The sequence below is a fragment of the Neisseria sp. HMSC065D04 genome, from assembly GCF_001815675.1.
In the GTDB taxonomy this organism is placed as follows: domain Bacteria; phylum Pseudomonadota; class Gammaproteobacteria; order Burkholderiales; family Neisseriaceae; genus Neisseria.
Genome location: NZ_KV821463.1, coordinates 1 through 8,440, shown reverse-complemented (window position 1 = coordinate 8,440; position 8,440 = coordinate 1). Strand labels below are relative to the sequence as shown.

Here is an 8,440-nt window from a genome sequence, read left to right as displayed (position 1 = left end):
CCCGCCGTACCGTCAGCATGATTGACGGTAAAGTTGGGCTCTGCGATAGAACCATCCGCACCAACAGCCGTATTCAGCGCTGTTGCCAACGGTTTGATTTGGCTGACATTCACTCCGTCGGTGTCTTCCGTACCTTTGGCTACGTTGGCAATCTTGTTGCCGCCGTTGTTCAGTCCAGACTTGGTCAGGGATACGGGATTGGCTCCATTGGCAATGGTCAGACCATCAGTCGTCAGTACGCTGTCGCCTGCGGTAACTTTAGGCGTAGTCAGTCCGGTAGTGGTCAATTCGCTGTCACCTGCCTTCAACGTATCGGCAGTTACACTGGTCAACGTAATGTCGTCTTTCAGTTTGACTTTAATGCCGTCTGTACCCGCTTCGGTAACCACATTTTTGTTGTCGCCTTTAATTGCCAGCGTTTCGTCCAGTTTTTTAGTCACGGGAGAGCCGCTATCGCCGTTAAAGGTAATACCTTTGGTATCGACAATATCTTTCGCATCTACGCCTTTTTGAATCTCAGCTTTGGCGGCATCTGTAAGGTCAAGTTCGTAGTTGGTGGTTTTGGTTTGGTTACTGCTTGTCGTTTCAGTCGGATTCAATGCCAACTTACCGTCAGCTTTTACGCTCACAGTCGTTTTATCGGCATGAACGGTATAAAGTGTCTGATTACCAGTAACTTGAGAAGCAACATGGGTATTATCGCCTGCCGCTACGATGCTGATTTTCTCGCTGTCGGCAACGGCTTTATTGATGGCATTGGCAACATCAGTTGCGGTAGCAAATGCATCGCCTGCTGTATCCGCACTGATTACGCCGCCAGTACCTGCTGTCAACGTAGATTTATTGACATTGAACGCGACGGTGCCGTTTTTGTTTTCGGCGGTCGTACCTGTGCCGTTAACGAAGTTCAGCGTGGAATCGTCTTTAGTCAATGTTTTGGCATCTGCACCGTTGACTTGTACGCCGATGTTTTGCAATGCGCTGTCGGCTTTTGTCAAAGAGGCTTTGGTTTTGTCAGACAAATCCAGATTGTAGGTAGTGACATTAGTAGTTGGATTTTCAGACGACGTCAGTTTCAGACCGTTGTCTGCGCCTTCCGCAGAGACAGCCGCACCTTTGGCATTGACGGTATAAATCGCCTGACCGTCCGCGCCGTCGGTTTTCTTCACTTCGGCAACATTCGTACCTGCTTGAACCTCGGTTTTCGCGGCTTTGACTTGTTTATAGCTTGCTGCGTCATTATCTGCCACGCCGTCGGCAATGTTGGTAACCTTGTTGCCGCCGTTGGAGAGTCCGCCCGCAGTCAGGCTCACAGGGTTGCTGCCGGAGCCGATGGTTACGCCGGAACCGTTAACGGTCGTGCCAGCAGCGGTTACATCGCCGCTGAAGGCTGCGGAAGTCAGGCCGGTCAATTCTTTTGCCAATTTGACGTTCAACGTGTGATTTTGGTCGTCTGAAACTACACCAATATTATTATCGGATAGCTTAGTCTTATCAGTTTGTCCGCCTTTGACTGCTACGGTGCTGCCGAGTTGGCGGTCAAATTTCGTGCCTGTGTCTCCTTCGAAATTCAACGGTGTGCGTACGGCATCGCTCAAAGCGGTGAGCGCGTCACCCACTTTGTTGTAACCTGCTACGCTGGAGCTTGAAGGATTGCCTGAAATGACGTTATACGTTGGCGCAGTAATCGTGCCGTCCGGATTCACTTTCGTACCGATGGCTTCGGCGATTTTGTTCAACTGGGAAACATTGACTGCATCATTGTCTTTAGCACCGTTCTTCACATTGCCGACCGTGGTCGGAGTAGTAGTTTGCGGATCGGTCGGATTCAATGCGGCAATGGTTACATCGCCTGTGTACGGAGTGCTGTCGTCCATATGTTTGAACGATACGGTTTTCACGCCCGTACCTGAATCTACGGTTACCTCACGTTTCAACAATCTACCGTCTTTATCGATATAAGAGAACGGCGCATCATTATTGACGGTCGTCAGCGTGCTGACACGCAGGTTTGCCATCGCATCTTGCAACTGACCCAGATTAACCGCGTCTTTGGTATCAGTACCACTCAAAACATTGGTAATCTTGTTGCCATTCATATCCAATCCGCCCTTAGCGGTAACTTTGCCCACGAATTCCGGATTATCAACGGTATTAATGCTGACGGTTGCGCCGTTTTGACGCAGGGAGATATTTTTACCCGCTTCCAGCGTAATGGTTGAACCGCTGGTAACGTCTTGCAGTGTATGGTTTTCCGATACACCGTTGGTACCACCAGTCTGCGCTATCGTCAGTTTGAATGGTTTGTACGCATTAGTATTCAGCTCACGGATAGCCGCATCAATGGTATTTTGACCTGTACCGCCGATGTTGCTCATTGTAAAGCCGCCGTTTTCGCCGACTGCGGCATCTCCGCCCAATACATTTTTAACAGTTTTGGCAGTATTACCCAAAACGTTTTGTACCGCGTACAGCTGGCTGCCGTTGATGGCATCAGTAGAAGTGTTAGAGATTTCGCCCGGAGCAACGTTTTTCAGTTGACGTTCGTAGCCTGCCGAACCGAAAGACACTTGGTCGCCGGAGGTAATATGGTTACCGCCTGCAAAACCTGAGTATTTCAGATTGTTGACAGTAGCTTCGTTGACTTCGGTTGCATTGGTTGCAGTCGTACTGCCCGCACCGATTGCGACAGAGTTACCTTTGGTGGCTTTCGCGCCCATACCGAATGCAGCAGAGGCAACGCCTTCGGCACGTGTACCCGTACCAAAGGCGGTAGACAATTCGCCTGTTGCCTGTGATTTAGCACCAATGGCTACCGCAGCTTCGCCTGAGGTCGTCTGAATATAAGAGTTTTTACCGGTCGTCATCTCATCACCGGTATAGTCTTGATAAACTTGTTTAACCGTTTTACCCGTACCGGCTACTGCTTTTCCTGCAACGTTATCCCAATCGTCTGAACCGATGGCGATAGAAGAATTGCCTTTTGCGTTTACATTATTACCAATAGCAGTAGATTGGTCTCCCCATGCATTGGCATATGCACCGATAGCAACGGTTTGATTGTAGTCAAGTTCAGCCGAATCCGGTTTTGCAGGATTGGTTGCAGAAGCGTTATAGCCGATGACGACAGAGCGCGAGTTATTGGATCGTGCACTTTCACCAATAACAACAGAACTATATTTCAGGGCTGTCGCATCCTTACCGATAGCGACTGCTGCAGATTGAACAGTTTTGCTGTTTGCACCGATGGCAATAGAATTTTCGTCATTCGCGTTTGCGTTGTTACCCAAAGCAATGGCGTTTTGCAAACGTGTATGACTGTTCAAACCAAGCGCCAAAGAAGCCTCGCCGTCTGCATTGGCAGCACGTCCCAACGCGATAGAATCAATTTTCCACGCATTATTGCCAGAGCCGATAGCAATAGTATTTCTTTCGTTGGCCTTTGCGCCCTCGCCTACAGCTACGCTGGATTTACCCAAGGCTTTAGCACCTTGACCGCCCGCAAACGTGTTTTCGCCATAAGCATTTGCTTGTTGACCGATAGCAACTGCATTCTTACCACTGGCTGTACTTTCAGAACCAACGGCGACTGAACTTTCACCCGTAGTCTCACCATTAACATCAGGATCAGAGCCTGCTGCCGCCTCAACAGTTGCCTTATTACCCATTACAACCGCATTGTTTGCAGCCGCTTTGGCTTCTGGACCGGCGGCAATCGCGTTTTCTCCTGTCGCGCCTTCGTTGTTGTAGTTGGCTTTTGTTTTATCTGTGCTATTTACGCTATAAAAATGAGTTTGCGATGCGGCAGTCAGTTTGCCGTTTTCGATTTTGACAGTTTCTCCGTCCACCTTAACGTCGTATTTGACTTTAGTATTACCATCTGCTTCAGTATCGACGGTAACGGTAGTCGCATTGCCGTCGGCAAATTGCACGCTTTCTCCGGGCGTAACAATGCCCTTCGCCGCGCCTGCATTATCTTTGACGGCAAAGCCTTGGTTGACGTAAGTATTGAGGTTGGTCAGCGCGCCGCCCACGCTGGTTGCGGCTGCCGTATTGAATTTGGTTGTACTGCTGCCTGTGGCATTCGGTGTCGCATTGCCTTTAAACACATCATAAGACGGCAGTGTTACCGTACCTTGATTGTTTGTAGGATCAATGCCCACAGCCGCGCCACCGCCCAATGCATTGGCAACCGCTTTGGCGATATTGCCCGAACCTGCATGAAGCGCGTAAAGCTGGCTGCCATTAATCGCGTCGGTGGAAGTTGCAGTGATTGCACCTGGGGCAACGTGTTTCAACTGACGTTCGTAACCTGCCGAACCGAAAGAAACTTGCGAACCCGAAGTAATATGTGTCGTTCCCGCAAAACCGCCGTAAGTAATACCATTGACTGTCGCAGTTGTTACAGCCGTTGCATCGGCATTAGTGTGCGACCCCGCACCGATGGCGACGGACTTATCCTGAGTAGCGGACGCACCCACACCGAACGCTGATGCACCCAAACCGCTAGCGATCGTACCCGGACCAAAAGCCGTAGACAAAGCACCTGTTGCCTGCGCCTTCACACCTACCGCAACCGCTGCCGTAGCAGACGTAGTACCTTGATAACCACCGGACATATCAGAGCCAGTCAATGCCTTGTACTGTGTATTTACGCTTTTTTTTGCATCATCCCAGTCATCACCACCAATGGCAATCGACGAATCGCCCGTTGCACGGGTATTGTTACCAATGGAAGTTGATTGCGCACCTGAAGCATAAGCCTCCGGACCAATGGCAACCGCTTGTGTTGTACCTGTCGCTCTTGCTTGCCAACCAAGGGCTACACTCTGTCTATTTTGTGCCAGTGCGGCAGCATTGGCATCCACGCCAGAACCGATGGCAACAGAATCCTCTCCAATCGCCTGTGTATTAAAACCGATGGCAATCGCCCTTCCATCTCCTTTCACTCCACTATACAAACCCCTTGCAAACGAATTTTTACCAATAGCAATCGAATTAGCTAGCGTCGCTTGCGCACCTGTACCAACGGCAACAGTATCATTGGCCTTCGCTTGAGATTCCGTACCCACAGCAATTGCATTGTTACCACGTACGGTTAAATTGCTACCCACACCGATGGCACCATTCCCGTTAACACCTTGATTCGCCATTCTACCCGAATCATTGTTACCAATTGCAATGGCACTTATCCCAGTAACATTAGTATCCGCACCAATCCCTATTGCCTTCGATCCATCCGCTCGGAGATTGACACCAATGGCAATAGCATTATTGCCATTAGAAACTGTTGTATGGGACTGTGAATTTGGAGCAATTGCCAAAGCGCCATTAACTTTCGCTTGAGCATTATGGCCGATAGACATGGCACCTGCTCCGTATGCCGAACTCGTACCCGTACCAATAGAAAGTATTGCCCCACCTGTTGCAGATCCTTCCGGAATCGCAGCCCAAGCCCCTTCGGAAAATCCCAATAATGCCGCGCTCAACGCCGTCAGTCTGAATAAGGTTTTCAGACGACTCTCTTCTGAGGCGCGCACATCCCCTTCAGCACCTTCGCTGCTTGATTTGACACGTCCCTTCGCCAATTCGGAAGTAACGACGAAAGAGCCGATGGTACGGTTCCATACAACTTTGAAAATCTTATTCATAACAATCTCTCTTGGTTGGATTTATTAAAAAATATCAGATTGAATTCAAGCATATACAATCAAAATAAGACGTACTCCCCGCACTGCCCCGCCGCCGGATCTTCTTCTTCAGGCACACGCGGATTTTATGAGGCAGGCATTCATTTATTTTGTTTATATATTATTGAAAACCAATCAAGCTGACGTTAATTGTCACTTAGGTACAATTTTTAGAACATATCTATATCTTGGGAAATAGTGTTTTAAGCTAATCAACCTTACCGTTTGTTTAAAAAAAGCCCCGATAATCCGTAACTTTGCTTTTAAAATTAACACTTATTTACCAAATAATATAGAACTATGACTTTTACCCTGCAATTATCATGCCAAAGATGACATATCTGATTCATGCCTTCAGACTTCCATAAAGCATTTATACTAAAATGAAAAAATGCCGTAAGCGAATTTTGAAAAAAGGTCGTCTGAAAATAAACTGCAACAAGATCATGGACATCACTCTCCCTGTTATAGTGGATTAATAAGCAACAAAACCGCCATTGCGACAAAAAGGTCGTCTGAAACCTAAATTTTGGGTTTCAGACGACCTTTTTGCTTGGCGGATTTATCCGCCCGCCTTCATGCTTTTCTCTAGTAGATTAACGGCAGGAAATGCGTTGTTTTATTTCAATTTGCTGTTTTTCAATGATTTGGATGATGTCGGCGGCTGCAATATTTCGACGGCGATGTCTTTGGGGTGCGCCGCGATAAAGGATTTGGTCGCGCGCATGATTGCCTGTATGCGCGGGTCGTTCCAGCGGACGATTTGATGGTTTTCATCGCGCTTGTCCGACCAGATAATCACGCCGTCCATATATTTGCTGCTGATTTCGAGCATTTTCTGCCAGCGTTCGGCATCGATAAATTGTTTGAAATACGGGCTGTTGCTTGCGGAATAATATTGCGGCCAGAGGTAGCCGATGATTTTTTTGTCGGGATAGCGCTTTCTAATCTCGGCAACGGTGGTTTGGACGTCTTTTTCCCATTGCGCCAAATCGGGCGTGGTAATGTAGAACACGGGATTAGCATAGTCACTGATGGCTGCACTCATCTGACGGCGTTTGCTGAACTGCCGCCATTTTGCCAATACTGCCTCGTTGTCCGCCTGAGATTGGTAGTAGCGGATGGCGTGCAGGTGTTCGTCGGGCAAACCGTAGTTGCTGATGTAGGCACGGGGATTTTCTTCTTTGAAAATTTGGTACATACGAGCAAAATCGGTTTTAAGCTCTTGAGGTGTGAGGATTTGTCCGTCTTTTTCGGCAAACCAGGTTTCGATGTCAGTGGAGATGGTGCGGTAGCCTTCACGATAGGACTGACGCGCCAATTCGCGGATTCGCTTTTCGTTCAATACGCCGTGTTTGCGCTTACCGGCAGGATCGGGCATGACCAGCTCGGATTCGTAAATCAGGAATACTTTGGACAATTTGTCGGCGGTCAGATCGGGTTTGCCGACGTAGTCCATGCGGTCGTAAATGATAAAGTCTTTGCCGGAGGCTAGCGCGGAGGCGGCGGCAAGGAAGAGTAGGGATGCGGCGCGGATGAATGGTTTCATTGGGTTTTCTTTTTGGTGAAGGTCGGGGCTTGCTGTTTCGGCAATGCGAGGAGTGCTTGATATAAATTAATGGGAAAGGTCGAGGCAAACAAGGCGGAAGGGGTAAAAACAAGTCAAAGGTCGTCTGAAAAGGGTAAGCGGCGTTTTCAGACGACCTTTTGGCGGCTGGCGGCGGTTTGTCTCTGTTCCATCCTGCCGCTTTGCTATAAAATCGAAACCCTCTTCAACCCGAAATCCAAATCAGGAAAATCATGATGGAAGCAGCCGGACAACACAACGTCGATGCGGACGAAATCGCTAAATTCAGCCAAATTGCGGATAAATGGTGGGATAAAAACGGCGAGTTCAAACCTTTGCACGACATCAATCCGCTGCGCTTGGGCTATATCGACTCGTTCGCGCAGTTGGCGGGCAAACGTGTTTTGGATGTCGGCTGCGGCGGTGGGATTTTGTCGGAAAGCATGGCAAAACGCGGCGCGGCGCACGTTACCGGCATCGATATGGCGGAAAAATCGTTGGAAACCGCCCAAGCCCATGCCGCTGCCGAAGGTGTGGACAATATCGATTACCGCTGCATCCGCGTCGAAGACCTTGCCGCCGAACAGCCGCACAGCTTCGATGTTGTAACCTGTATGGAAATGATGGAACATGTTCCCGACCCCGCCGCCATCGTCAAAGCCTGTTCGGAGCTGGTAAAGCCTGACGGCATGGTGTTTTTCTCCACCATCAACCGCAACCCTAAATCTTATCTCCATCTGATTGTCGGTGCGGAATATGTGTTGAACTTTGTTCCCAAAGGGACGCACGATTGGCAAAAATTCATCACGCCCGCCGAGCTGGCGCGGATGTGCAGGCAGGCAGGTTTGGACGTTATCGATACCAAGGGCATGACCTACAATCTTTTGACCCGCCGCTATTCTTTATGCGACTCGACAGAAGTGAATTATATGATTGCCTGCCGCCCGGTTTAAATCTGCCTATCCGAATCATGAAAAGAGGTCGTCTGAAACTTACGTTTAAGAACGTTTCAGACGACCTCTTTTCAACTTCTCACCAATGCAGCTTGCCCGCTTCTCTTATTTCAATTTCTTGAAGCAGACTTCCCGCAGACAAAGACTGCCGTTACCACGCAAATGGAAATCCAGCTTTAAAACGGGAACTCACTAATATAGTGGATTAAATTTATAGTCAATTAAAATCA

The 8,440-nt window shown here is 48.8% G+C and carries 4 protein-coding genes; 2 read left to right on the top strand and 2 right to left on the bottom strand.

Going from position 1 to position 8,440, the window contains the following annotated elements:
* On the bottom strand, window positions 1-5,651 hold a 5,651-nt coding region (locus HMPREF3050_RS14510), incomplete at its 3' end, for an ESPR-type extended signal peptide-containing protein (RefSeq protein ID WP_168166247.1).
* 658 nt (window positions 5,652-6,309) lie between these two features.
* Entirely contained in the window at window positions 6,310-7,239 is a 930-nt protein-coding gene (locus HMPREF3050_RS00800) for a hypothetical protein (protein WP_070773133.1), read from the bottom strand.
* A 69-nt stretch (window positions 7,240-7,308) separates the two neighbouring features.
* Here HMPREF3050_RS00800 and HMPREF3050_RS14010 point away from each other — a divergent pair, with 69 nt between their 5' ends.
* On the top strand, window positions 7,309-7,494 hold the full coding sequence (locus HMPREF3050_RS14010) for a hypothetical protein (protein ID WP_003779896.1): 186 nt from the start codon (window positions 7,309-7,311) through the stop codon (window positions 7,492-7,494).
* Window positions 7,491-8,210 carry a bifunctional 2-polyprenyl-6-hydroxyphenol methylase/3-demethylubiquinol 3-O-methyltransferase UbiG gene (gene ubiG / locus HMPREF3050_RS00795; RefSeq protein WP_070773132.1) on the top strand — a complete coding sequence of 240 codons (720 nt, stop codon included), beginning with the start codon at window positions 7,491-7,493 and terminating at the stop codon, window positions 8,208-8,210. The genes HMPREF3050_RS14010 and ubiG overlap by 4 nt, the downstream gene beginning before the upstream one ends.
* The last annotated feature ends 230 nt before the right edge of the window (window positions 8,211-8,440 follow it).